Genomic DNA, 23,744 nt, shown 5'->3' with positions numbered 1-23,744 from the left:
AGATAGGGCTGGGCGACTAAGCCTTATATGAAGTTTCGACTATCGCGGCGGGCGTTCGAAGCGAATGATGCTCTCGCCGGCCGCGGTGGTCTTGGGCACCGGACGGAAGGCGTGGCCGTAGACGACCTCGAAGGTCAGCGGGATCTTGCCGTCGGGCTTGCGCATGGCCTCGAAGGCCGCCAGCAGGCGCTGGTACTGGCTGCGGCTCATCATGCTGCGGCGCCGCGATTCCAGCGGATTGCCACCCCAGGCGCGCACATCTTCCAGCAGGCGCTGGGGCGTTTCGTAGGTGACGGTGATGGTTTCCATGTCCATCACCGGTGTGGAAAAGCCGGCATTGACCAGCATGTCGCCGAAGTCGTGCATGTCGACGAAGGGCAAGGTGTGCGGTGCAAGATCGATTTGTTCGAAAGCGCTGCGCACTTCGCGCAGGGTATCGGGGCCGAAGCAGGAAAACATCAGCAAACCCTCCACCCGCAGCACGCGACGCCACTCGGCAAACACGCGGTCGGGCTGGGGATGCCAGTGCAGGGCCAGGTTGGACCAGACCAGGTCCAGCGCATTGGCCGCCAGCGGCAGGCGCGCGAAGTCGGCACAGGCCAGTTCGGGACCACCGGCATTCGGACCGGAACCGAGCCACTTGTTGATGGAGCCGAACAGGCGGTTCATGGCCGTCTGCGCGCCGCGCTGGTGGTCGGCGGCCCTGGCGAGCATGCCGTAGGCGCCGTCCAGACCGATCACCTGCGCCTCGGGATAGCGTTTCTGCAGCACCGGCAGGTCGGCCCCTTCGCCGCATCCGGCGTCCAATACTTCACGCGGGGCGATTTTTACCAGGGCCAGGCGTTCCTGCATGCGCGCCGAGACTTCGCGGCGCAGGAAATCGGATTCGGCCACGCGCTGGGGCTGGCCGAAACGGCGGCGCACCAGGGGCAGGTCGATGGGAGCGCTCAGCTTGGCGCTGGCAGAAGGCGGCGGCAGGGACATGGGCAACGGAACAGGAAGATGGACTGCGCAGCAGCGTGGCAAGCTCGGGCGGCCAGCAGAGGGCCGCCGATCCACGGGGCTGATGCGATAATGCGCGTAGTTTAGTCGAAATCCATTTTTCCCGGGCGCACCTCGCATGGATCTCAAATCCTCCAAACCCGCTGCCGCATCGCCCCAAGCCAAGCCTGGCAACGCCTATCGCACCGTCGGCGGCAAGCCGGCCCGGCCGGGCAAGCCATCCGGCCCCGGCTGGCTGCAGCGCCTGCTGGCGCATGTGCCGCAACTGCTGCCGTCTTCCTGTGCACTGTGCGGCGCGGCCGGACGCGAGACTCTCTGCGCGCCCTGCCACAAGCGTTTCTACACGCGCCAGCACCGCCGCTGCATCCAGTGCGCCCTGCCCATGCCGGTGACCGGCAAGGAACTGCGCTGCGGCGCCTGCCTCAAGGATCGCCCGGCGTTCGACGCCACCATCGTGGCCACCGATTATTTCGCCCCGTCCGACCAGCTGGCGCTGGCGCTGAAGTTCGGCGGCGACCTGCGCCTGGCACCGCTGCTGGCGCGATTGATCTTCGATGCGACACGGCGCAATCCGGTGCCGGGCAGCGACGTGCAGCTGCCGATGCCGACCTTGCTGGCCCCGGTGCCGCTGGGATTGGCGCGATTGCAGGAACGCGGCTTCAACCAGGCACTGGAAATCGCCCGGCCGCTGGGCAAGCTGATGGACATCCCGGTGCAGCCGCGCCTGCTGGAACGCAAGAAGGAAACCGATGCGCAGTCGGCCCTGCCGGTCGGGGCTCGCGCGCGCAACGTGCGTTCGGCCTTCGCCCTGCCGTTCGCGGCCATGGACCAGGTGCGCGGGCTGCATGTGGGCATCGTCGACGATGTCATGACCACCGGCGCCACCTTGAATGAAGTGGCGATCGTGCTCAAGCGGCACGGCGCCCGGCGCGTGACCAACCTGGTCTTTGCGCGCACCCTGCCGACCTGAAGCGGGCCGGCCATCCTTTACATAGCAGGAGAATTGTTTGTTCCACGTCGTCCTGGTCGAGCCGGAGATCCCTCCCAATACCGGCAACATCATCCGCCTGTGCGCCAATACCGGCGCGCAACTGCACCTGGTGGAGCCGCTCGGCTTCCCGCTCGATGACGCCAAGATGCGGCGCGCCGGGCTGGATTACCACGAATACGCCAACATGCAGGTGCACAAGGACTGGGACCAGTTCCTGGCCCATCGCCGCCAGGACCCGCAGTTCGATGAGGCGCGCATGTTCGCCATGACCACGCATGGCTCCACGCCCTTTGCCGGCCTGGCCTTCCGTCCGGGCGACACCTTCGTGTTCGGCTCCGAAACGCGCGGGCTGGCGCCGGAGCGGCGTGAATCCTTCCCCACAGCACAGCGCATCCGTCTGCCGATGCGGCCGGGCAATCGCAGCATCAACCTCTCCAATACGGTGGCGGTGGTGGTGTATGAAGCCTGGCGGCAGAATGGCTATGACGGTGGCAGCTGACGCCCCGCTGCGCCCATGAAAAACGGCTCCCGAGGGAGCCGTTTTCGTTGGTTGCGCCGGTCAGCCCAGCAACAGGGCGTCGTCCGAGAGCTTCTCGCCGCGCGTCTGCTCGAACATCTTGAGCAAGTCCGGCACGTCCAGTCCGGCGCGTTCGGGGCCGGAGACATCCAGCACCACGCGGCCCTGGTGCAGCATCACGGTGCGGTCGCCGTAGTCCAGCGCCTGGCGCATGCTGTGGGTCACCATCATGGTGGTCAGCTTGGCCTCGGAGACGATCTTGGCCGTCAGTTCCAGCACGAAGGCGGCCGTCTTCGGGTCCAGCGCGGCCGTGTGTTCATCCAGCAGCAGGATGCGCGAAGGCTGCAGCGAAGCCATCAACAGGCTCACCGCCTGGCGCTGGCCGCCCGAGAGCAGACCGATGCGGTCGGTGAGGCGATTCTCCAGGCCCAGGTTGAGGATGGCCAGCTTCTCGCGGAACAGCTCGCGCATCTTGCCGCGAATGGCGAAGTTGAAGCCGCGGCGGCGTCCACGGGCCATTGCCAGCGCCATGTTCTCCTCGATGGTCAGCGCCTCGCAGGTACCGGCCATCGGATCCTGGAACACGCGCGCCACCATACCGGCGCGATCCCACGCCTGCTTGCGGGTGACGTCGGTGCCGTCGATTTCGATCTTGCCGGTATCGACCAGCAGGTCACCGGAGATGGCGTTGAGGAAGGTCGACTTGCCGGCGCCATTGGAGCCGATCACGGCCACGAACTGGCCGGTCGGGATTTCCAGCGAGAGGCCGCGCAGGGCCGGGTTCTCGATGGGCGTGCCGGGATTGAAGGTGATCTTGAGATCGGTGGCTTTCAACATTTCAGGCTCCCTTTCTCAGCAGTTTCAGTTTGCGCTTGCCCATGGGCAGCACCAGCGCCAGCATCACCAGCACGGCCGTCACCAGGTTCAGGTCCTGCGCCTGCAAGCCGATGAAGTCGCTGTTGAGCGCCAGGGCAATGAAGAAGCGATACAGGATCGCGCCCAGGATCACCGCCAGCGTGGTCCACACCAGGCGGCGCGCCGGCAGGATGTTCTCGCCGATGATGACGGCAGCCAGGCCGATGACGATGGTACCGATGCCCATGGAGATGTCGGAACCGCCCTGGGTCTGCGCAAACAGGGCGCCGGCCAGTGCCACCAGGGCATTGGCCAGGGCCATGCCGGCCAGCGTGGCGCGGCCGGTGGCGATGCCCTGGGCACGCGCCATGCGGGCATTGGCACCGGTGGCGCGCATGGCCAGGCCGATCTCGGAAGAGAAGAACCAGTCCAGCAGCAGCTTGGCGCCAGTCACCACCACCAGCAGGATCAGCGGTCGGGCCACGTAGTCGGGAATCGAGCCCGGCTGCAGGATGGTGAAGATGGTCGGCTCGGAAATGAGCGGCACGTTGGGCTTGCCCATGACGCGCAGGTTGATCGAGTACAGCGCGATCATCATGAGGATACTGGCCAGCAGGTCCATGATCTTCAGGCGCACGTTCAGCCAGGCGGTGATGAAACCGGCCAGCGCACCGGCCAGCAGCGCGACGAAGGTGGCGAGGAAGGGATTGAAACCGGCTGCGATCATGGTGGCGGCCACGGCACCGCCCAGCGGGAAGCTGCCGTCGACGGTCAGGTCAGGGAACACCAGGATGCGGAAGGAAATCAGCACGCCGAGGGCCACCAGACTGAAGATCAGGCCGATCTCCAGGGCGCCCAGGAGGGTATACAGCGACATAAAAAGGACTTTCTAAAAAAAACACATTCGGCACGGCGCGGTACGCCAATGCCGAATGTCTTCTGCGTGGCGCCGGCGCTGCACGGGTGGTGCGGCGCCGGCGGTGCATGGCCGACGAATCAGACTGCGGTCATGCTCAGTTTCAGTTGAGGACCTTGGTGGCCGACTTCAAAAACTCCGGCGACAGGGTCACGCCCTGCTTCTGCGCCGCCGAGGTATTGACGTACAGCTCAAGATTCTTGACCGGCGACGAAGCGATCTCGCCGGCCTTCTCGCCCTTCAGGATACGGGCCACGACCTTGCCGGTCTGGCGGCCCATGTCGTAGAAGTTCACGCCCAGGGCGGCCACGGCACCGCGCTTGACGCTGCCGGTGTCGGAGGCGATCAGCGGGATCTTGGCATCGTTGCAGACCTTGGCCAGCGACTCGAAGACCGAGACCACGTTGTTGTCGGTGGTGGTGTACATCACGTCGATCTTGCCGATCAGGCTCTTGGCGGCCGGGGCCACGTCCACCGAACGAGGCGCGGCGGCTTCCACCAGGGTCAGGCCGGCTTTCTGCAGCTCGCCCTTGAGGTTGTTCAGGGCCGACACGGAATTGGCTTCGCCCGGATTGTAAACCACGCCCACCCGCTTGGCCTCGGGCACCACGCGCTTGATGACCTCGACCTGCTTGACCGGGTCCAGCATGTGCGACAGGCCCGTCACGTTGGTGCCGGACGGCTTCCAGTCCTTGACCAGCTGTGCGGCCATGGGATCGGCGATGGCCGAGTAGACGATGGGGATGCTCTTGGTCGCGGCCACCATCGGCTGCGCCGAGGGGGTGCCGATGGCCACGATCACGTCGGGGTTGTCACCCACGAACTTCTTGGCGATCTGGCCGGCCGTACCGGCATTGGCCTGGGCGCTCTGGAAATCCCACTTCAGATTCTTGCCGGGCTCGAAGCCTTCGGCGATCAGTTCATCCTTGGTACCGTCCCGCACGGCGTCCAGCGCCGGGTGTTCGACGAAGGAGGTGATGGCCACCACCTTCTCGGCGGCCAGGGCCGACGCGCAGATGGCGCTCAGGGCGAGCGCGCCGGCGATGGCGCGCAATGACTTCGATACTGCAAACATGGTCCTCTCCTCGTTCATGGTGGTCAGGCCTCGGCGTTCCTCTCGACCGGGCCCGTTATGCGTATGGGCAGATCTTGCTGCGTTGTTGCGGTGTTGCGTTGTTGCGTTGTTGCGGCCAGATACGGAAGATCCCGCATGGCAGCGGGATCTTCAGGCGATACCTGGTTTATTGCTTGATGACGGTCTTGGCCGAGTTCACCAGTTCCGGCGACAGGGTCACGCCCTGCTTCTGGGCGGCGGCGGTGTTGACGAACAGTTCAAGCTTGCTGCTGGTGGCCGAGGCGATGTCGCCCGGCTTTTCACCCTTGAGGATGCGGCCGACCACCTTGCCGGTCTGGCGGCCCAGGTCATAGTAGTTCACGCCCAGGGCAGCGATGGCGCCGCGCTTGACGCTGTCGGTGTCGGAGGCCACCAGCGGGATCTTGGCGTCGTTGCCGACCTTGACCAGCGCTTCATAGGCCGACACCACGTTGTTGTCGGTGTTGGTGTAGATCACGTCGACCTTGCCGATCAGGCTCTTGGCGGCCGAACCGACGTCCACCGAACGGGGTGCGGCGGCTTCCACCAGGGTCATGTTGGACTTGGCCAGCAGTTCCTTCAGGGCCTTGACCACCACGGCGGAGTTGGCTTCGCCCGGGTTGTAGACCATGCCCACGCGCTTGGCGTTGGGGACCACGCGCTTGATCAGGTCGATTTGCTTGTCCAGTTCCAGCAGGTCGGACACGCCGGTGACGTTGGTGCCGGAGGCTTTCCAGTCCTTCACCAGTTGGGCTGCGACCGGATCGGTCACGCCGGAATAAACCACCGGGATGCTCTTGGTGGCCGATACCAGCGCTTGGGCCGAGGGGGTGGCGATGGCCACGATGACGTCGGGCTTGTCGCCGACGAACTTGCGCGCGATCTGGGCGGCGGTGCCGGTGTTGCCCTGGGCGCTCTGGTATTCCCACTTCAGGTTCTTGCCGGCTTCAAAGCCTTCTTCCTTCAGCTCGTCCTTCACGCCGTCACGCACGGCGTCCAGGGCCGGGTGTTCGACGATGGCGGTCACGGCGACCGATTTGTCGGCAGCCATGGCCGGGGCTGCGCAGACGGCAGCCAGGGACAGGGCGGCGACCATCGCGCGCAGTGTCAGCTTGTTGGTGTAGGACATGCAGTCTCCCTTGGAAAAATGTGAACGAAAACCCAAAAACCCGAAAAGACGCTAAGTCTAGCCTAGCGCCTGTCAACAATCAATTTGCATGAAGGCCCGCCGCCGCCCGCGCTGGCAGGCGGGCCGGGCGGCTCGCATTGCAGGATATCCCCTGATCGGGATCAAGCAGCGCACCGGGCAAAAAAGAAGACGGGCGCTATAATCAGGCCCCATGTCTTCCCGCCTGCGCCCCTCCCCCACACGACTTGCCTTGCGCCGCCCCTGGCTGCGCCTGCAGGTGTGGACCAGCCTGGCGCTGCTGCTGGCGATGGTGGCCGCGCCCTGGTGGCAGCAGGCCGCCGCGCGCACCCTGCGGGACAGTCCGGCCATGGCCATCTGCAGCGTGGGCGGCGGCGCTTCCGGCAATGCACCTGCGCATCTGGCGGCCAGCCATTGCCCGCTCTGTTGCGGCACACAGGCGGCCACGCCGGCACCGGACTCTTCCTTCGATACCACGGTCCTGCCGGGCATCGGCTATCCGCTGGCCGGCGCCGCGCTACGCCTGCGTCCGCTCAGCCTGGCACCGGGTTCGCCGCGGGCCCGTGCGCCACCGGCCTGAACCCGCCGTTCCCCGGGCCTTTGCGCCCACCCATGCAGGCCGCGCGCCCGCATTCCAGACATGAACAAGACAACCAGGAATCACTGATATGAAGCATTTCGTCCAAAAGCTGGCCACCCTGGCCATCACCTCCGCCCTGCTGGCTGCCGCCCCGCTGTCGCAGGCCCATGAATACAAGCTGGGCCAGCTGGAAATCGGCCATCCCTACGCCCGCGCGACGGTTCCCGGCCAGCCGGCCGCCGGTGCCTACGTGAGCATCGAGAACAAGGGCAGCGCACCGGATCGCCTGGTGGGCGTGTCCTCGCCGGTGGCCAAGTCGGGTGAAATCCACACCATGGCCATGGAAGGCAACGTCATGAAGATGCGCGAAGTCGAGGGCGGCCTGGAAGTCAAACCCGGCCAGAAGATCACCATGCAGCCGGGCAATGGCTACCACATCATGTTGATGGGCCTGTCCAAGCCGCTGCAGGCGGGAGAGAAGGTGCCGGCCACGCTGACCTTCGAGAAGGCGGGCAAGGTCGACGTGACCTTCAACGTCGAGGACCGCAATGCGGCAGCGGCGGGCAAGGATGACATGAAGGACATGAAGGGCCACACGCACCACTGACCCACCGGGCAGCCTGAAACGGCAAGGCCGGCAGCGAGCGATGCTCCTGCCGGCCTTGTCGTTTGCAGCCTGACGCGATCAGCCAGCCAGCTTGCGCACCTTGGCCAGCAGCTTGGTGGTGGAGCGGTCATGCTCGAAGGCAATCGACAGCACCTGGCCGCCATAGGCCGCCACCGCCTGGCCTTCGGGGATGGCGTGCATGTCGTAGTCGCCGCCCTTGACGTAGATCTCCGGACGCGCCTGCTGCACGGCTTCCAGCGCCGTGTCTTCATCGAAGGGGACTACCAGCGAGACCGATTCCAGCGCCGCCAGTACCGCCATGCGGTCTTCGCAGGTGTTGATGGGACGGTCATCGCCCTTGCCCAGGCGCTTGACGGAGGCATCGGTATTGGCTGCCACCACCAGCGACGCACCCTGGGCGCGGGCCTGCGCCAGGTAGGTCACGTGGCCGCGATGCAGGATGTCGAAGACGCCATTGGTCATCACCACCGGCTTGGGCAATTGCGCTACGCGCTGCTGGAGTTCGTCGCGGGTGCAGAGTTTGGATTCGAAGTCGGCCATCTTGATCGGGATCGGTTCGGGTGAGCGGGTGATTGATTGCTGATTGCAGGATGAAAAAAGCCGCAACCTGGGTTGCGGCTTTCGTGATTGTACTGCCTTGCTGCCTGTGAAGGATTTTTCCCTGTCAGGCGGCCGCCGTACCCGGCGGCAGGATGCGCTGGGTCACTTCCTTGCGGTAGCGGTTCAGTTCCTGCACGTTGCTGAAGGTACGTTCGAACAGCAGCGACATGTTGTGCAGGATGCGGTCCACGACCTTCTTTTCCCACTCGCCGTCGAACTTGATCTGGTTGTCCAGCCAGCGCTCCAGCCATTCCGGATCCGGCAGGCGGCTCTGGACGGTGTCGTTGGGGAACAGCGCCTGGTTCACGTGCAGGTTGGTCGGGTGCAGCGGCTTTTCAGTGCGGCGCGCCGAGGCCATCAACACGCCGATCTTGGCGAAGGCGGCACGGGCCTTGTCGCCCACTTCGTTCAGGGCCTTCTTCATGTAGCGCAGGTAGGCGCCGCCGTGGCGGGCTTCGTCCTGGCTGATGATCTTGTAGATCTGCTTGATGACCGGCTCGGTATGCCAGTCGGCGGCACAGCGGTACCAGTGGTTCAGGCGGATCTCGCCGCAGAAGTGCAGCATCAGGGTTTCCAGCGGCGGGGCGGGATCGAACTCGAAGCGCACGTTGTGCAGTTCTTCTTCGGTCGGGCACAGGTCCGGGCGGAAGCGGCGCAGGTATTCCATCAGCACCAGCGAGTGCTTCTGTTCCTCGAAGAACCATACCGACATGAATGCCGAGAAATCGCTGTCCCCGCGATTGTCGCGCAGGAACATCTCGGTAGCCGGCAGGGCCGACCATTCCGTGATGGCGTTCATGCGGATGGTCTGCGCCTGTTCGTCGGTGAGCAAGGAAGCGTCGAACTTGTCCCAGGGAATATCCTTATCCATATTCCAACGGACCTGCTCTAGCGATTTGAACAATTCTGGGTACAGCATCTCAGTATGTGCCTATATGCGTTAAGTGTTTGATTTTAACAAGATTTTCCCGATCCATACTAAAACGGTCAGGTTTCAGCAATATGACAGAGGCCCGGCGCGGCTGCGCCCGGGGCCAGGCTCTGCCATGGCGAGGATCAGGGGGAATTTGGCTTGCGGGAGGCTGGCTTCTTGTTTTGCCGGGATTGTACAACAGCCGTCCGGGCGGGCGCGCTCGTATTTTCCGCACGCTTGGGCGCTTTCTTGACCGGTGGCTTCTTCGGCGCCGTCTTGGCTCCCTTGGCCGGCTTGGGAGCGCCAGCAGGCTTGGCTTTGGCGCCTGCCTTGGGCTTGGGGGCAACTGTCTTATTTTCGCTACGCTTGGGAGCCTTCTCGGGCTTGGGCGGCTTGGCGGGCTTCAACAGCGGTTCCTGCTCAGCCAGGCCACCGGCCAGGGCGTTGCCGACGGCATGCTTGAATTGCTCCTGCAACACATTCCACCAGGCATTGGGATTGGCGATGGCGGACTGGAAATCCGGCGCCGGCGGAGCACTGCCCTCGGCTTCTGCAGCAGGCTCGGCATCGGCCTGCGGCGCAGCGGCTTGCTCCTCTGCAACTTCAGGCACGGAAGCAGGCTCTTCCTCTTCTTCAGGCGTTTCTTCGGGCTGGGCGCCTGCTCCCGGCCACATCGGGAAACCGAAGGGGAAAGCCGGGGCCGCGCTGCCCTCTTCCTCCGCCGGGGCCTCGGCCTGGGGCGTGCCGCGCGACGCCATGATCTCGCTCATGGCCTGCAGGGTGGAGAGCGTGGCGCTCTGCACTTCCAGGGTCTGGATGGTGGCCTTGAGCATGTTCAGGTTCAGCTCCAGCCAGGAGGCCACGGTCTTCAGGTCGCTGATCTTCTTGTTGATGTCCTCCACCGACAGCGAAGGCGTGGCCATGGCGGGGGCGCCCATGCTGCTCCACATCTTCTTCATGAAATCGATGGTATCGGCTACCGAGCCTGCGCCCGGCATCTGCTCATGGTTCAACATTGATCGCTCCTCTTGTTGTGGTGTCGTGCTCAGCGTGGCGGGCGCTGCATCCGGCAGGTGCTCGGCAGTGCGGTCTGCTCGGCCGGGATGAAGCGCTCGGTACGGAATCCGAAGCCGCTGCCCTCATTGTCGAAGCGGATGCCGCCGCTGTCGGCGCGCTGCATCTGCATCAGGTAGAGCGGCTGGATCAGCTGGTGATCCTCGGCCCGCAAGGTGGCCTCGTGGAAGGCGTTCTGATAATGCGCGCCTTCCAATGCATATGCAACCGCCTTGGGATCGGTGCTCCTGGCTTTCTCGATGGCCTTGACCAGCATGTCGATCATCACCTGCATGCGCAGGTAGAGGTAATCATCCTTGGGCTGCGGGTAGCGCTTGCGGAATTCCTGGTAGTAGGCGTCGCTGGGCGAGCCCGGATTGCCACCGGCATTGGGATGCCATTCCGCCACCGCACGCACTACGCCCACACCCGCATCACCGATGGCCGCAGGCGCGCCCAGGCTGTTGGCATAGAAGGTATAGAACTTGGCCTTGAAGCCCGCATCACGTGCGGCCTTCACCAGCAGCGTCAGGTCATTGCCCCAGTTGCCGGTGATGACGGCGTCGGCCCCGGCGCTACGCATCTTGGCGATGTAGGGAGCGAAATCCTTGATCTTGCCGATGGGATGCAGCTCGTCGCCGACGATGGCGATATCGGGCCGCTTGGCCGTGATCTGCTCGCGCGCGGCCTTGGCGACCTGGCGGCCGAAGCTGTAATCCTGGCCGATCAGGTAGACCTTCTTGGTCGCCGGATCAGCCTTGATGGCTTCGGTCAGGGCCTGCATGCGCATGTCGGCACTGGCATCGAAACGGAAATGCCAGAAGCTGCATTTCTCGTTGGTCAGCGTGGGATCGACCGCCGAATAATTCAGGAACAGCACGCGCCGGTCGGGCTCGCGCTGGTTGTGCTTGTTGACCGCATCGATCAAGGCCGCAGCCACGGCCGAGCTGTTGCCCTCGATCAGGAAGGGAATGCGCTCGTCCGTCAACTGGCGGAACTGCACCAGCGAGTCCTCGACGCCCAGCTTGTTGTCGAAGGTGGAGAGCTGCAGCAGGTGCTTGCCATCGGGCAGATTCACGCCGCCGCGCGCATTGACGCGCTCGATGGCGTAGCTGATGTTGCGCACCACCGCTTCACCGGCATTGGCGAAGGGACCGGAGAGGCCATCGATCATGCCGATGCGCACCGGCGGCAAGGGTGCGGCAACGCTGGAAACCGGGGTGGACAAGGCGGCCAGCGCCAGCAGGGCGGCCGGGAACATGCGCAGGGGCAGGCGGGAAGACAGGGACAGGTTCATCGATTCTGCAAGAGACAGCGGCAAAACCCGCATTGTACGTTGTTTGAAATGGCCCTCCTTTGCCCTGCGCCCCCACGACGCTGATTGCATGATCCGATACACTGGCGGGCATGAGCGAAGTTTCCCGTCCCACCCGGCGCTGGCCGCGCCTGTTGATCCTGATTGCATCGAGCCTGGCACTGCACGCCGCGCTGGTGGACTGGGGCCGGCGCCAGATCGTGATGCCGGGCCGGACGCAGGAACAGGCCATCACGGTGGAACTGCGCCCGGTGCCGCCGCCGGAGCAGCCGGTGGCACTGCCGACACCCAAGCCGGTACCACCGAAGACGGCCAAACCGTCCACTCCCGCCAGTCGCCCGGCTCCACAGCCACGGCGCGCACCCGAGCCCTCCGTCGAACCGCCAGACGAGCCTATCCGCGAGACCGTGGAACGCATCACCACGCCTGCCCCGGAAGCGACGCAAACGGCCGCAGCGCCCTCCCCTGCGGAAACTGCGGGCCCGGCCTCGCCAGGCAGCGGGCCGGGCAGCGGCACCGCCAGCACCGCAACCGGCAGCGGCGATGCGCCCGAGGCCGCCACCGGCAAGCAATACCAGACCAGCGCCCCGCCCAGCGTGCTGCTGGAATACGACGTCACCGGCACCAAGGACCAGCAGCCGGCCTACGGCCGCGGCAGCATCGCCTGGCACAACGAGGGCGATCACTACAAGGTGGAAGGCAAGGCCAAGGCGCTGTTCTTCACGCTTCTCAATTTCACCAGCGTGGGCGAGCTTGATGCCTGGGGCGTCTCGCCCGAGCTCTATACGGAACAGAAGGGCTTCAAGTCGGCCACCAACACCCACTTCAACCGCGAACGCAACGTCGTCAGCTTTTCCGCCTCCACCACCAGCTACCCGCGCCGGGGCGGCGAGCAGGACCGCGCCAGCCTGATCTGGCAACTGGCCGCCATCGGCCGGGGCGATCCGGGCCAGCTCCAGCCGGGCGCAGTGATCGACCTGTTCGTGGCCGGCGTGCGCGATGGCGAAATCTGGCGCGTGCAGGTGTTGGGCCAGGAAAGCCTGACGCTGCCCGTCGGCACGGTCCAGACCTGGCACGTGGTGCGCCAGCCCAAGCCCGGCTCCTATGACGACCGCGTCGATATCTGGCTGGCCCCGCAGCATGAGTGGTATCCGGTGCGGGTGCGCTATACCGACCTGCGGCCCAATGGCGACTACACCCAACTGGACCTGTCGGGCCTCAAACCGGTGGACCAGTAAGACCAGATCCTGCAAGCCCTGTCAAAATCGGAAACAATTGCGCACAATTACGCGCCCGGAAGGCAGAACCGCCCCCCGGCATTTTGGTCGTATTCCTTCATATGGCTCGGCATTGCCTCATCGCCGAGCCCCACAGAGACCAACACGAAGAGCTCGCCATGACATTTCTTTCATATCGCCTCAAAACCACCCTCGCTGCGCTGCCGCTGGCCGCCCTGATCGCCAGCGCGCCCGCCCTGGCCGCCGACGGTCCGCATCCGGTGGACAAACGCCCCTTCAACCTGCCGCCTTCGGCCGAGCTGCATTACGCCATCACCGCCAAGCAAAGCGGCCTCGATCTGAAGGGAGAAGGCCTGGTCAAGTGGACGCAGAGCAAGACCGCCTACAGCGTCAACACCGAAACCCGCGCCATGCTGCTGGGCAAGATCCTGGAAACCAGCAGTGAGGGCAGCATCGACGCCTACGGCCTGGCTCCGTCGCGTTTCGTCGAAAAGCGCCTGCGCCGCGAACCGACCACGACCAAATTCAATCGCGAACAGAACAAGATCACCTTCACCGAATCGGCCGAGAGCTTCCCGCTGCAGGGGGGCGAGCAGGACCGCACCGGCATCACCTGGCAGTTCGTGGCGATTGCCCGCGCCAATGCCGCCAAGATGAAGCCGGGTTCGGAGTGGAATTTCTTCGTCGCCGGTCCGCGTGATGCCGAGCAGTGGACCTTCAAGGTGGTGGGCCGCGAAAAGATCAAGACCGCCCAGGGCGAGACCGAAGCGCTGCACCTGTTCCGCAATCCGCCCCCGGACGACCAGGCCCAGAAACTCGACATCTGGCTGGCACCGAAGATGGAGTGGTATCCGGTGCGCCTGAAGTTCACCGATCCCAATGGCGACTATATCGAGCAGGTGCTGGATTCGGTCAAGAAAACCAACTAAGCTTGCCGCTATTGCAGGCGCGGGGCCAGGCCGGCAGCGATGCCGCCTGGCCCCGCGTGCGTTTTTCGCCCCCATCACGCGCCTGATTCTCCCCGATTCCGATTACTTGTTGAGCCCGACCATGTCCGCCACTCCCGCCACTCCCGCCACTCCCGCCATCGCCCCGACCCTCAGCACCCAGAGCGCCCTGGTGCTCTTCTCCGGCGGACAGGATTCCACCACTTGCCTGGCCTGGGCGCTGTCCCGCTATCAACGGGTGGAGACCATCGGCTTCGACTACGGCCAGCGCCATGCCATCGAACTGGAAGTGCGTCCGGCCCTGCTGGAAAAGATGAAAGCCTTCTCGCCCGCATGGCAAGCACGCCTGGGCGAGGATCACATGATCGACCTGTCGCTGATCGGCAAGATTTCCGACACGGCCTTGACACGCGATGTCGCCATCGCCATGCAGGACAACGGCCTGCCCAATACCTTCGTGCCCGGCCGCAACCTGCTGTTCATGACCGTGGCCGCCACGCTGGCTTATCGCCGTGGCTTGAACGTGCTGGTCGGCGGCATGTGCGAGACCGATTTTTCCGGTTATCCCGATTGCCGCGACGACACCATGAAGGCGCTGCAAGTGGCGCTCAACCTGGGCATGGCCACGCAACTGAAGGTGGAAACCCCGCTGATGTGGATCGACAAGGCCGAGACCTGGTCCCTGGCCGAATCGCTGGGCGGCACCGCGCTGGTGGACCTGATCCGCGCCGACACCCACACCTGCTACCTGGGCGAACGCGGCCAGCTGCATGACTGGGGCCATGGCTGCGGCAAGTGCCCGGCCTGCGAACTGCGCGCCCGTGGCTATCAACAGTACGCGGTACGCAAAAGCGCCGGGTAATCGGGCACAATAGGCTCACCATTCCAAGAGCGAGCCTCATGCCCCAAGCCCGCACCACCCTTCTGCTCGCCCGCAGCGCCGCCGCCTTGCTGGTGCTGCTGGCCAGCGCCGAGATCGGCCGCCGCATCGCCGACCTGCCCAGCCTGCCCGCGCTGGTCGACCTGCAATTCGACCTGACCCCGCGCAGTCAGAGCTTCAAGGTATTCGAGGACAACCCGATTGCACGATCCTCGCATCCACAGCCGCTGCCCACCGCGCTGCGCCCGCTCAACATTGATGTGCCCTGGAAAGACGGCAAGCGCCTGCCGCTGATCGATTTCATCAAGGGCACGGCGGCGCACGCCTTTGTGGTGATCCAGGATGGCAGCGTGGTCTATGAGCGCTACATCGATGGCTACGATGCCAATTCGCGCTTCACTTCCTTCTCGGTGGCCAAGTCCTTCGTCTCGGCGCTGACCGGTGTGGCGCTGAAACAGGGCAAGATCCGATCGCTCAATGATCCCATTGGCCGCTATCTGAAACCCGATGAGATTTCCCCGGCTTACGCCAACATCACCATCGGCCAGTTGCTGGACATGCGCTCCGGCATCGATGTCGATGAAAACTACGGCGGTTCGCTCGCCTCGCCGGTGGTGCGCATGTTCGTCAGCACCGACCTGCAGCGTTTCATCGCCCGCCGCAGTGGTTTGCGCTTTGCACCGGGTTCTCGCTTCGAATATCGCAGCGTCGATACGCTGATCCTGTCGCGGGTGCTGGCGCGCGCCACCGGCATGCGCCTCTCCGACTTCGCCCAGCAGGCGCTGTGGGAGCCGCTGGGCATGGAGCAGGATGCCAGCTGGAGCGTGGACAGCCGCCAGCATGGCGTGGAGAAGGCCTTCTGCTGCCTCAATACCACGGCGCGCGACTTCTCCCGCCTCGGTTTGCTCTATCTGCATGGCGGCCGCATCGGCGAGCAACAGATCGTCAGCCCGGCCTGGGCCGCCGAGCCACGCCAGCCGGTCAACAACGGCAATGCGCTGGATTATCGCGATGGCTGGTGGATCCCGCCGGGCAATGCCAATGACCGCGACTTCTCGGCTATCGGCGTGTTCGGCCAGTACATCTACGTCAACCCGGCCACGCGCACGGTCATCGTCAAACTCAGCGACTACGGCACGGAGCAGGATGAAGTGCTGACCATGCTGGCCATGCGCAGCATCAGTCATGTGGTGTCGGGCAAGGAGTAAGCTGGCCTGCCGCATACCGATGGCCATGAAAAAACCGCCTGTCTTGCAACAGACGGTTTTCGTTTGAAGCAGCGATCAACGGAAAAAATTTAAATGATATAAATCGTTTATATTTTTTGATCCGTTCATCGAAAATCAGAAATCAGAAATCAGAACAGCTCGTTCTTCATCTGCGTCTTGGCTTTTTCTTCTTCCGGCGTCAGTCCACCGCGATCGCCCATGCCCAGGTCACGCACCATGGCGCTGGGCGGGAACTCGGCATAGTAGTACTCGCCGCCCGCTTCGATCACGCCATCCGGCACCTTGCGATCCACGTTGGGCACATCCTTGAGCGCCTTGGACATGTAGCTGATCCACACCGGCAGGGCCAGGCCGCCACCGGTTTCGCGGTCGCCCAGGCTCTTGGGCTGGTCATAGCCAATCCACGCAATCGCGGTCAGGCCCGGTTGATAGCCGGCGAACCAGGCATCCATGGAATCGTTGGTGGTACCGGTCTTGCCGGCCAGGTCGGTACGCTTCAGCGACAAGGCCTTGACGGCGGTGCCATGGCGCACCACGTCGCGCAGCATGCTGTCCATGATGAAGGCATTGCGTGCATCGATGACGCGATTGGATTCATCCTCGGCAGTAGCCGGCTTGGCCTGCGAGAGGACTTCGCCGTTGCTGTCGGTGACCTTGGTGATCAGGTAGGGATTGATCTTGTAGCCGCCGTTGGCAAACACCGAATACGCGCCCACCATCTGCAGCGGCGTGACGTTGCCCGCGCCCAGCGCCAGGGTCAGGTAGGGCGGGTTCTTGTCGGCATCGAAACCGAAGCGGGTGATGTATTCCTGCGCATACTTCACGCCGACGCGCTCCAGGATGCGGATGGACACCAGGTTGATCGACTTCTGCAAGGCGCGGCGCATCGAGATCGGGCCTTCGAACTTGCCACCGTAGTTCTTCGGCTGCCACACCTGGCCGCCGGTCTGGGTGAAGGTCAGCGGCGCATCATTGATGATGGTGGCCGGCGACAGGCCCTTTTCCAGCGACGACGAATAGATGAAGGGCTTGAACGACGAACCCGGCTGGCGCCACGCCTGCGTGACGTGGTTGAACTTGTTGCGGTTGAAGTCGAAGCCGCCGACCAGCGAGCGGATCGCACCATCGCGCGAGTTCACCGAGACGAAGGCCGATTCCACTTCCGGCATCTGGGTGATGATCCAGCTGTTGCCATCCTGGAACACGCGGATGATGGCGCCACGGCGGATCTTTTTCTGCGGCGGTGCCTTGTCCGACAGCAGGTTGGCACCGAAGCCCAGGCCGGCACCGGAGATGCTGATCTCTTCGCCGGTCGAGAGCATGGCGGTGATTTCCTTGGGCTTGGCCTCCAGCACCACGGCGGCGACCATGTCGTCACTGTCGGGATGGTCGGCCAGTTCCACTTCAACCGCATCTTCCACCACTTCCTTGGTGGCCTTCTCCGGCAGCTCCATGTAGCCTTCCGGACCGCGATAGCCATGGCGGCGCTCATAGTCGATGATGCCGCGGCGCAGGGCGATGTAGGCGGCGTCCTGGTCAGCCTTGGTGATGGTGGTGAAGACGTTCAGGCCGCGCGTGTAGGTCTCGTCCTTGTATTGCGCATAGACCAGCTGGCGCGCCATTTCGGCCACGTATTCGGCATGCATGCCGAAGGCCGAGCTGTCGCCCTTGACGCGCAGCTCCTCATCCTTGGCTTCCTGATATTGGGCATCGGTGATGTAGCCCAGCTGGCGCATGCGCAAGAGAATGTACTGCTGGCGCGCATGCGCGCGCTTGGGATTGACCACCGGGTTGTAGGCCGAGGGGGCCTTGGGCAGGCCGGCCAGCATGGCTGCTTCGGCGATGGTGAGGTCCTTCAGTTGCTTGCCAAAATAGATCTGGGCGGCCGAGGCGAAGCCATAGGCGCGCTGGCCCAGATAGATCTGGTTCATGTAGACCTCAAGGATCTGGTCCTTGGTGAGGTTGTTCTCGATCTTCCAGGCCAGCGGGATCTCGTAGAAGAACTTGCGCGTGGCCTTCTGCAGGAAGGTCGGCTCGTTGCTGGTCAGGAAGAAGTTGCGCGCCACCTGCTGCGTGATGGTGGAAGCACCGCCGCCGCCGCCGGACAGGTTGGAGAAGGTAGCGCGGGCGATACCCTGGTAGTCGACACCGCCGTGTTCGTAGAAACGGTCATCCTCGATGGCCAGCACGGCCTTCTTCATGATGTCCGGGATGTCCTTGAAGTGGACCAGGTTGCGGCGCTCCTCGCCGAATTCGCCGATCAGCACGCCATCGGCGGAGAAGATGCGCAGCGGGATCTTGGGGCGATAGTCGGTCAGCGTATCGAGGTCGGGCAGCTTGGGATAGGTCAGGGCGACGATGAAGGTCACGCCCAGCAGCACCATCACCACCAGGCCCAGCACGGTACCGAACAAACCCAGAAGGATGCGCAGCGACCAGTGCATGCGCTTGCGGGGCGCTTTTTCTGCGGGGGCATCCGCCGATGCCGGTTTGGGTTGATCGCCGCCGTTGGAAGATGAAGACATTCGAATTAAGCGTTAAAGCAGGCCGAAGCTGCAGGCCAGAGCCGGAGTGGAAGAAACAAGCCCGCATTATAGCGGCTCGCCCTGAGCCGCCGCGCGGCCGGGTGTTGCAAATAGACCAAAGGGCAGGAGGCCGGTTCCGGAGTGAGAGCGGGGAAGTGCGGCATTGGGCGCAAATTGCTGCAAATTGACGGGCATTCCTCAAGTTTCAGCGATTCCCGCCTGGCCGCGCAGACCGGAGAATCCGGGGTTTCCCTCCGCATGAGAACGGCATATGACAGGCTTACCCCTCTTTTTCGGCCTCGGCACCCCGCGCCTGTGCGCAGGCCTCGACATCGCGACCGACCGTGTGCGGCTGGCGCTGCTGCGCCGTAGCGGTCGCCGCGCGCAGTTATTGAAGCTGACGCAGCGGCTCACCGGCGGAGTGATCTGCCGGGACGGACAGATCACCGACTTCGAGGCCTTGACCCTGATCTGCCGCTCCCTGCTGGACGAGGCCGGCTGCCAGGGCGCCACCCTGGCGCTGGCGGTCCCGGTGCAAGGCCTCACCGGACGCCGACTCGTGCTGCCGGCTGACAGCCACCCGGTACAACGCTGGCGGCAAGTGCAATCCGAACTCGCGGCCCACGGCATCGGCGCTGACGATCACGCCATGGACTACCGTGAACTGGGTCCGCCGCCGGGCTCGCCCTCGGACCAGCAGGTACTGGCGGTGGCCGCCTCCCGGCTCATCATCGAAGACCGCCTGTCGCTGGCTGCAGCGGTGGGCCGGCCGCTGGTCACCCTGGCACCGGAAGACCTGTGCCTGGCCGCCTGGCTGCGCGACGACCGGCTTCCCGGCGAGACCGCCGTGCTGCGCCTGGATCGCAGCGCCCGCTGGCTGCTGCACGGCGAGGGTCCCAGCCACGCCTTGCCGGAGGTCAGCGCCCGCGGCGGGCACCTGGCCCTGCTGGCGCATGCCGCGCCCTTGCTGAAACCCCTGCCGCGTCGCCTGCTCCTGAGTGGCGACCATCCGGCTCTCGGCACGATTGCCCGCGCCTTCGTCAAGTACGCGGGGCTGGAGGCCCGGGTGGCCGCGCCTCCCTCCTCGCTGGTGCTGACGCCGCAGATCGCGGCGCTGATGCCGCCGGACTACCAGCTGGCACTGGCCCTGGCCTGGGAGGGACTGGCATGAGATGCGACATGGATTTCTCTCAGTCACCGGCACAGCGGCGGCGCACGCGGGAACGGAATTTCTATCGGGTGCTGGTCTTCTTCCTGCTGCTGGGCATCGCGCTGGCGGCCTTCCCCGGCTGGCGCGTTTCCTTGCACACGGCCTCACTGGAAAAAGCCAATGTGCTGTTGACCGGCGAGTTGCATACCCTGGCCCCCCAGGCCAGGCAAACGGCCGAGTTGCGCAGCCAGATCGCCGCGCTGGAAAAGCAGATCACGGCACACCAGCAGCTCGGCAAACGCCGCCAGCAGTCGGCGCAATTGCTGCGGGCTGCCGCCCGAGCGGCGCAGGCAAGCGCGGGCAAGATCCGCCTGCACCGCCTGTTGCTGCAAGGCGATCGCGGCGAATTGCGCGGCCAGGCGGCCAGCGCGCAGGAAGTCCGCGACTTTACCGCCGCGCTGGGTGCTGCCGGCCTGGAGGGGGCCACCCTGCATGACCTGCACGTCGAAGACGGTGCCTATGCCTTCATCCTGGCCATCCCCCTGCCGGCCTTGCAGACGGGCACGTCCCCCGCGCCCGCCCCCGCACCCGCAGCCAAGGTGGCCGCACCGTGAACCAGTCGCGCTGGCAGACCCATCCCGCGCACTGGCCGTTGCTGCCCCGGCTGGCCTTGTGTTTGCTGGCCCTGCTGGCGTGTGCAGGCAGTGGCCTGCTGCTGGCCGTGAGCGAACTGGATGAGGCACGGCGGTCCGCGCGCCAGCGACAGCAGGATCTGCGCGTGCAATACCAGGCGGCATTGACCCAGCAGGCGCAACTGCCTGCCCTGCAATCACGTGAACGGGCGCTGGCGGTACAACTGACCGCGCAGCAGAGCCAGTTGTGGCCGACCGATCAGCTGCAGCCGGAGCTGCTGCAAGCCAAGCTGGCCCGCCGCGCCAGTGAATGCGGGCTGACGCTGTCCTCCTTCAAGCCATTGAGCGGCAAGCTGGCCGCGGCCATCGTGCTGCGCGGCAGCCATGCCGGCCTGCTGCGCTTTGTGGAACTGGTCAGCAGCCTGCCCTTGCCGGTGATGGTCGAGCGGCTCGATGTCAATGTCGTCGAACAGGACGGGCAAAGCGAGTTGCAGATGAATGCCTCCGTGAGCGCACTGGTGACGGCGAGCCTGTCCGGCACCGGGACGAAGGAGAGCGCGCCATGAGCCCGCTCTGGCTGGCAGCGCTGCCGGTCTTGCTGGCGGGGCTGGTGATGGGCGCAATGATGGCGCTCGACCATCCCGATGAAGTCCACGCCACGCGGATGTGGATCACGCAGGTCCGGCCCTCTTCCACCCTGCCCCTTCCTGCTGCCGCCCTCTCCGACGCGGCGACGGAAGACAGCCTCCCCGGCGAGGACAGCGAGTTGCCCGATCCCTTCCAGCTCGGCGCGCTTGCGCCCGCCAGTCCGACGCGACCGGCCGCCTCACGGGTTCGCGCGCAAGATGAGGAGGATGAAGAAAACAATCCGGTCCAACCCGCAGCCCCAACTGCTCCGCTTCCGACGCCCGTCCTGCGCCTGCTGGGTACGCTGCGCCGTGATCAGGAGTGGATCGCCATCGCTGAACTGGAGGGCAGCACCAGGCAGTTGCAAACCGGGGATACGCTGCCTGGCGGCCTCGGACGTGTCCTGGCGGTACGCGAAGACGCCCTCGACATCGGCCAGGACGACGCTGCTCGACAGACCATTGCCATGGCCGCCCTCCCCGCTGCCGGCCCGATGCCCCTCGCCCCTGCGCGCAAGGTCCCGGCGCGAACTTCCCAGCGCCACACACGTCGCCGCCTGATCCGTCCCGGAATGTCGCCATGAAAATGATCCTGTTCCTGCTGGCCCTGCTGGCGAACCACGTTGCCTTGGCGGAAAACCGCCTGCTGGCCATCCACCTCCATCCCCGTGCAGACGGTACGACCCTGGAACTGCAGTTGCAGGCTCCGGTGGACCCTGCACTGGTCCAGAACTTCCTGTTGATCGAGCCACCGCAACTGGTCCTCGACCTGCCCCGGAGCACGGCGGCGGCAACGCTCGCACGGTCCCTGAGCGGCAGCGGCCTGGTCAAGCGCATCCAGCTGGCCGAGGATGATGAACGCCTGCGCCTGCAGGTGATGCTCAAGCACGCCGCCATCTATCAACTGCGCACCGAAGAAGAGCGCCTGCTGGTGGACCTGACGCTGCAGCCGCCCTCCGATCCCGTTGCGCTGCAAGCGATCGACTTGCGCCGCGGCCCACAGGGCGAGGCGCACCTGGTAGTGGACATGGGCAGCCACGCACATACCGTGCAGGTACGCCAGCTGGGCGGACGCCTGATCGCCGACATCGCCGGTGCGACCGTCCCGCTGGCCCTGCGGCGGCTGGTCGAGACCGGACAGATGGGCACGCCGGTCCTGCAATACCGTGCTTACGGCCATCAGGACGGCGCGCGTCTGGTCCTGGAGATGCAGGGCCAGTGGCGCTACCAGGCCTATCAGAGCAAACGCCGGCTGATGATCGATGTCCTGCCGGTCAAATCGGCTCTGCCCGGGATTGCGGCGGCCGGCTTGCAGGAAGGCAAGACCTACGGCGGCCCCCGGCTGTCGCTGAACTTCCAGAACATCGAGGTGCGTACCGCCCTGCAAGTGCTGGCCGAGCACAGCGGCGTCAACATCGTGGCCAGCGATACGGTCACGGGCCAGCTGAGCCTGCGCCTGAAGGACCTGCCCTGGGAGCAGGTGCTGGACCTGATCCTGCAGGCCCGGGGGCTGGAAATGCGCCGCCATGGCGAAGTGCTGTGGATCGCGCCGCGCGACGAGATGCTGGCGCGCGAGCGACTGGAGCTGGAGCAGAAAGCCATGATCGCCGACCTCGAACCCTTGCACGCCGAGAGCTTCCAGCTCAATTACCAGCGCGCCGACACCCTGCGCAAGGCGCTGGGCATCGGCGAAGACGGCAGCACCCAGGCCAATCGCCGCAATGCCCTGCTGTCGCGCCGGGGCAGCGCCATGATCGACAGCCACACCAACCAGTTGCTGGTCACCGACACGCTGGCCGTGCTGGCCAATGTACGCAAGCTGATCGAGCGCATCGATGTGGCCTCGCGCCAGGTGCTCATCGAAGCCCGCATCGTCGAGGCCGACGACAGCTTTTCGCGCAATCTTGGCGTCAAGCTCGGACTGGCCGCCACCACACGCGGTGCCGCCGTCGGCAACGGCTATGCGGCCATCGCTGAACAGAGTGGCCAGACGCCGGCCACACCCGATCTCTCCCTGCGCGAACCGGCCCTGAACCTGCGCGCCGACGGCCTCAGCGGCGCAGCCCCGGGCAGCTTCGCCTTCACCCTCTTCAATGCCGCTGCCCGGCGCTTCCTCAACGTCGAACTCTCGGCACTGGAAGCCGACGGGCGCGGCAAGATCGTCTCCAGCCCGCGCCTGATCACGGCCGACCAGCAGGCAGCGCTGATCGAGCAGGGCGAAGAAATTCCCTACCAGCAATCTGCCGGCAATGGCAGCACCGCCACCGCCTTCAATTAGGATAAGCTTTAAACGTCTTGTATCAAGCCCATGTAAATATCAATTCTTCATAGAAATTGTCTATTTATGGTTACGGTTGTCTACTCAAGCTTATCCTCACCTCCAGCGGGCACCTTCGGTAGACCTCCGCTCACTGTTCTAAATGAGCTGAAATCCCTCGAGATCATGTTTGATCTGCCCAATAACCGCCGCTATCCAATATTCATCTCAGCTTTAGGAGAAATAATTTGGTCGGCGACAATCTGGATCCATACGACAGGTGTCAAGTCTGCGAGCGGGTCAAAAAAGACCATCCAAACGTATACAGAGCACATGGTCAGTTGGTTGACCTTCTTAGAAAAGTACCCATCTGACATCACCGATTCATCCATTGCGTCATTGGAGGACCGTATTGAGCATGCAACCGAAGAGACGCTACTCGCATATCGAAACATAATGCGCGATGAAAACTCTGAGCGAACGGGTAAACCCTTGGAGACCGCAACGATTAATGATCGTACTAGCGCGATACAGCGGTTCTACATCTGGGCAGATTGTTGATTTGCTCGCAGATTTGACCCTCTCCATTTGACCCACCTTCCATCGTCTACCAAAGGCGGCCACACGGTCGTACGACCCTTGATATCCCA

General features: G+C 64.5%; 24 protein-coding genes. 14 read left to right on the top strand and 10 right to left on the bottom strand.

Annotated elements, in window-relative coordinates; all coding sequences use genetic code 11:
* Positions 1–39 precede the first annotated feature (39 nt).
* Positions 40–984: a methyltransferase domain-containing protein gene (locus J2X56_RS24890; protein ID WP_121040500.1), complete on the bottom strand. Its 945-nt coding sequence runs from the start codon at positions 982–984 to the stop codon at positions 40–42.
* Positions 985–1,120: 136 nt separating this feature from the next.
* On the opposite strand from J2X56_RS24890, the gene J2X56_RS24885 reads away from it, so the two are divergent.
* On the top strand, positions 1,121–1,972 hold the full coding sequence (locus tag J2X56_RS24885; RefSeq protein ID WP_310163615.1) for a ComF family protein: 852 nt from the start codon (positions 1,121–1,123) through the stop codon (positions 1,970–1,972).
* A 37-nt stretch (positions 1,973–2,009) separates the two neighbouring features.
* Positions 2,010–2,492, top strand: a complete 483-nt coding sequence (locus tag J2X56_RS24880) for a tRNA (cytidine(34)-2'-O)-methyltransferase (protein ID WP_039783793.1) — start codon at positions 2,010–2,012, stop codon at positions 2,490–2,492.
* 60 nt (positions 2,493–2,552) lie between these two features.
* Here J2X56_RS24880 and J2X56_RS24875 read toward each other — a convergent pair whose 3' ends face one another.
* The 4 genes from J2X56_RS24875 to J2X56_RS24860 all read right to left on the bottom strand — a co-directional run bounded on the left by J2X56_RS24875 (position 2,553) and on the right by J2X56_RS24860 (position 6,503).
* Positions 2,553–3,347, bottom strand: a complete 795-nt coding sequence (locus J2X56_RS24875; RefSeq protein ID WP_034331301.1) for an ABC transporter ATP-binding protein — start codon at positions 3,345–3,347, stop codon at positions 2,553–2,555.
* A gap of 1 nt (position 3,348) precedes the next feature.
* On the bottom strand, positions 3,349–4,242 hold the full coding sequence (locus J2X56_RS24870) for an ABC transporter permease (protein WP_034331299.1): 894 nt from the start codon (positions 4,240–4,242) through the stop codon (positions 3,349–3,351).
* Between the two features lie 142 nt (positions 4,243–4,384).
* Positions 4,385–5,356 (bottom strand): ABC transporter substrate-binding protein, encoded by a 972-nt coding sequence (locus tag J2X56_RS24865; RefSeq protein WP_187697720.1) that lies wholly within the window; start codon positions 5,354–5,356, stop codon positions 4,385–4,387.
* Positions 5,357–5,522: 166 nt separating this feature from the next.
* Positions 5,523–6,503 carry an ABC transporter substrate-binding protein gene (locus J2X56_RS24860; protein WP_121040504.1) on the bottom strand — a complete coding sequence of 327 codons (981 nt, stop codon included), beginning with the start codon at positions 6,501–6,503 and terminating at the stop codon, positions 5,523–5,525.
* Between the two features lie 211 nt (positions 6,504–6,714).
* Between J2X56_RS24860 and J2X56_RS24855 the strand changes: the two genes are divergently transcribed.
* Together J2X56_RS24855 and J2X56_RS24850 are read left to right on the top strand one after the other, a co-directional pair.
* Complete coding sequence (locus J2X56_RS24855) at positions 6,715–7,101, top strand: DUF2946 family protein (protein ID WP_134136946.1); 387 nt, start codon at positions 6,715–6,717, stop codon at positions 7,099–7,101.
* Positions 7,102–7,189: 88 nt separating this feature from the next.
* On the top strand, positions 7,190–7,708 hold the full coding sequence (locus tag J2X56_RS24850) for a copper chaperone PCu(A)C (protein WP_121040508.1): 519 nt from the start codon (positions 7,190–7,192) through the stop codon (positions 7,706–7,708).
* 78 nt (positions 7,709–7,786) lie between these two features.
* Here J2X56_RS24850 and rfaE2 read toward each other — a convergent pair whose 3' ends face one another.
* From rfaE2 to J2X56_RS24830, 4 genes are all read right to left on the bottom strand, one after another.
* Positions 7,787–8,269, bottom strand: coding sequence for a D-glycero-beta-D-manno-heptose 1-phosphate adenylyltransferase (gene rfaE2, locus J2X56_RS24845; protein ID WP_034331294.1), 483 nt, complete (start codon positions 8,267–8,269; stop codon positions 7,787–7,789).
* 124 nt (positions 8,270–8,393) lie between these two features.
* Positions 8,394–9,248, bottom strand: a complete 855-nt coding sequence (locus J2X56_RS24840) for a ferritin (protein ID WP_034331293.1) — start codon at positions 9,246–9,248, stop codon at positions 8,394–8,396.
* Positions 9,249–9,385: 137 nt separating this feature from the next.
* Complete coding sequence (locus J2X56_RS24835; protein ID WP_204727009.1) at positions 9,386–10,258, bottom strand: PhaM family polyhydroxyalkanoate granule multifunctional regulatory protein; 873 nt, start codon at positions 10,256–10,258, stop codon at positions 9,386–9,388.
* A 29-nt stretch (positions 10,259–10,287) separates the two neighbouring features.
* The gene (locus tag J2X56_RS24830; protein ID WP_310163601.1) at positions 10,288–11,592 is read right to left on the bottom strand and encodes a branched-chain amino acid ABC transporter substrate-binding protein; all 1,305 of its coding nucleotides are present in this window, start codon (positions 11,590–11,592) and stop codon (positions 10,288–10,290) included.
* A 110-nt stretch (positions 11,593–11,702) separates the two neighbouring features.
* Here J2X56_RS24830 and J2X56_RS24825 point away from each other — a divergent pair, with 110 nt between their 5' ends.
* The 4 genes from J2X56_RS24825 (at position 11,703) to J2X56_RS24810 (ending at position 15,883) form a co-directional block, all read left to right on the top strand.
* Positions 11,703–12,848, top strand: a complete 1,146-nt coding sequence (locus tag J2X56_RS24825; protein WP_310163598.1) for a DUF3108 domain-containing protein — start codon at positions 11,703–11,705, stop codon at positions 12,846–12,848.
* Positions 12,849–13,006: 158 nt separating this feature from the next.
* Positions 13,007–13,777, top strand: a complete 771-nt coding sequence (locus tag J2X56_RS24820; RefSeq protein WP_310163596.1) for a DUF3108 domain-containing protein — start codon at positions 13,007–13,009, stop codon at positions 13,775–13,777.
* Positions 13,778–13,898: 121 nt separating this feature from the next.
* Complete coding sequence (queC, locus tag J2X56_RS24815; protein ID WP_204727007.1) at positions 13,899–14,657, top strand: 7-cyano-7-deazaguanine synthase QueC; 759 nt, start codon at positions 13,899–13,901, stop codon at positions 14,655–14,657.
* A 38-nt stretch (positions 14,658–14,695) separates the two neighbouring features.
* Entirely contained in the window at positions 14,696–15,883 is a 1,188-nt protein-coding gene (locus tag J2X56_RS24810) for a serine hydrolase (protein ID WP_121040520.1), read from the top strand.
* A gap of 149 nt (positions 15,884–16,032) precedes the next feature.
* Here the strand turns inward: J2X56_RS24810 and J2X56_RS24805 are convergent, their stop codons facing one another.
* Positions 16,033–18,348 carry a penicillin-binding protein 1A gene (locus tag J2X56_RS24805; protein WP_121040522.1) on the bottom strand — a complete coding sequence of 772 codons (2,316 nt, stop codon included), beginning with the start codon at positions 18,346–18,348 and terminating at the stop codon, positions 16,033–16,035.
* Positions 18,349–18,700: 352 nt separating this feature from the next.
* On the opposite strand from J2X56_RS24805, the gene pilM reads away from it, so the two are divergent.
* The 6 genes from pilM (at position 18,701) to J2X56_RS24775 (ending at position 23,655) form a co-directional block, all read left to right on the top strand.
* The gene (gene pilM, locus J2X56_RS24800) at positions 18,701–19,600 is read left to right on the top strand and encodes a type IV pilus biogenesis protein PilM (protein ID WP_134136950.1); all 900 of its coding nucleotides are present in this window, start codon (positions 18,701–18,703) and stop codon (positions 19,598–19,600) included.
* Positions 19,601–19,608: 8 nt separating this feature from the next.
* Positions 19,609–20,193 (top strand): pilus assembly protein, encoded by a 585-nt coding sequence (locus tag J2X56_RS24795; RefSeq protein ID WP_310163589.1) that lies wholly within the window; start codon positions 19,609–19,611, stop codon positions 20,191–20,193.
* On the top strand, positions 20,190–20,777 hold the full coding sequence (gene pilO / locus J2X56_RS24790; protein ID WP_204727006.1) for a type 4a pilus biogenesis protein PilO: 588 nt from the start codon (positions 20,190–20,192) through the stop codon (positions 20,775–20,777). Before J2X56_RS24795 ends, pilO begins: the two co-directional genes overlap by 4 nt.
* On the top strand, positions 20,774–21,421 hold the full coding sequence (locus tag J2X56_RS24785) for a hypothetical protein (RefSeq protein WP_121040528.1): 648 nt from the start codon (positions 20,774–20,776) through the stop codon (positions 21,419–21,421). Before pilO ends, J2X56_RS24785 begins: the two co-directional genes overlap by 4 nt.
* Positions 21,418–23,115, top strand: coding sequence for a type IV pilus secretin PilQ (gene pilQ, locus J2X56_RS24780; protein WP_310163581.1), 1,698 nt, complete (start codon positions 21,418–21,420; stop codon positions 23,113–23,115). The genes J2X56_RS24785 and pilQ overlap by 4 nt, the downstream gene beginning before the upstream one ends.
* Positions 23,116–23,280: 165 nt before the next feature.
* Positions 23,281–23,655: a hypothetical protein gene (locus J2X56_RS24775; protein WP_310163579.1), complete on the top strand. Its 375-nt coding sequence runs from the start codon at positions 23,281–23,283 to the stop codon at positions 23,653–23,655.
* Positions 23,656–23,744: the final 89 nt, after the last annotated feature.

Origin of the sequence: Herbaspirillum sp. 1173, assembly GCF_031455335.1 — a bacterium.
Lineage (GTDB): Bacteria > Pseudomonadota > Gammaproteobacteria > Burkholderiales > Burkholderiaceae_D > Herbaspirillum > Herbaspirillum huttiense.
This window is presented reverse-complemented; position numbering and strand designations above follow the sequence as displayed.